The organism is Haloarcula sp. JP-Z28 (assembly GCF_011440255.1).
GTDB lineage: Archaea > Halobacteriota > Halobacteria > Halobacteriales > Haloarculaceae > Haloarcula > Haloarcula marismortui.
On the sequence record NZ_JAAOHT010000149.1, the window covers coordinates 1 to 1,628 of the forward strand.

At 63.1% G+C, this 1,628-nt stretch carries 1 pseudogene; it reads left to right on the forward strand.

What is annotated here, in order from left to right:
• Window positions 1-1,628: pseudogene (locus tag G9463_RS23590) on the forward strand (aminotransferase); the annotation flags it as partial.

Genomic DNA, 1,628 nt, shown 5'->3' on the forward strand with positions numbered 1-1,628 from the left:
GTCTCGTAAGTGTAGTGTATCCGCCCAGAAGCGCGACCGGTACCCCCCCGCCGAACGGTGGCTTGCCGCGACCGGCTCCGCGCCTGAGTCTGGCTATGTCCAGTGGCTCGGCGACCGCACTGGTCCTCGCGAGGTCGAACCGCCGGTTCTTCACCGCCGGTTTTCCGCCGCGAAACGCGTTGACGGCGTCACCTTCGCCGACGGGGACATCCTCGACTGGACGGACGACGATGACGCACCCGACGGCGACGGTCGCGTGTCCTACATCTCGACGTTTGATGACGAAGCGCTTGTCATCCTACAGTGGGGCGGCCCCGTCGTAACACTGGGACGTCTGTGTGGAGCCTTATTCAGCAATCGGATGCTCAGTAAGGCATTAAATACGGATGCACTGGGGAAACAGTGGAACCGGGCCCACGACGGCGTCGAAACGTTCGAAAACGACCTCCACGATGTCCTCATTCAGGCCAAACAAATCGGCTGGCTTTCCAGTGACGAACTCGAAGATCTGGACAACTGGCGCGAACGGATCGGCGCAGTGCGGTCCATGCTCCTCTCGCAAGTTGGGGACTTCGACGACCTCGACTCCGGCCTGCAGGCCCAGCTGATGCGAGACCTCCACGGGCTGCTTTGCAGCGCGATGAACGTCTACGACGCCGCCGGCCTCGACGTAACCATCAACATCCGACTGCCCGATCCCGATGCGCTCCGGCGTAACGAGAATCAATACGAGAAGTTCCTCGATTTTGCTCGCTACACGATCACCAAACAGGCCGGCTATCGCGATGACTACGGCGTCCACAGCTGGTATCGGATGTGTATCGAGGACCGCCCACAGAAACTCCGGGCGCGGTCCGAATACGATATCGACGACACCGATCCCGTTGCTGACCTACTGGCGTCGTGGGTCTTCACGGGCCCTGGCGTCTCCGACCTCTTGCCCGACGTTCAGGAGGCCGTCGACGAGGAAGCGACTCGGCTTCGCGAGCGCGTCGACGCCGGCGTCGAAGACGCCGCGATCCTCGATATCCCGATGGTGGACGCCAATTCCCACGGCCATATCCGGGGGCTCGTCCGGGAGATTGCTGACCGCAAGGGGTTCTATGACGGCAATCGTGCGGATCTCGACCGACTCACCCGCTGTCTGGAAGCAGCGCTCGCGACGACCGACCGTGGCCCGGACCCCTGCCTCGTGGCAGATGCCCTCGACAGCCTCGAATCGCGTGACAGCGTCTCTGACCGCCTCGATATCGACGCCGTCGAGACCGCGCTGGCCGCGCTCCCCAGCGAGGCGGTCTTCCCAACGCTGCCGCCGGCAGCCCGACGGATGCTCTCGGCACTGTTCGCGAGCACCGAGCCACTCGACCGGCAGGACCTCATCGAGATTACTTCAGAGAGTTCCTATAACCGCCATCACAAGACGTTGCGGGCGTTCTTCCTCGTGGAAGATACGGGTGAGGGCTTCGTCGCACACCTGGAGCCATGGTGGTCGTCGACGTCATCGGTGAGCGAGCCATATCACGAGGACACTCCGTACCCGGGATCACCGGCCGGCCATCCGTCGCACATCCTGCTGGGCCCAGTCTATGACTCTGGGCTGCTGGACATCCCGCCGGATGAATACGCCG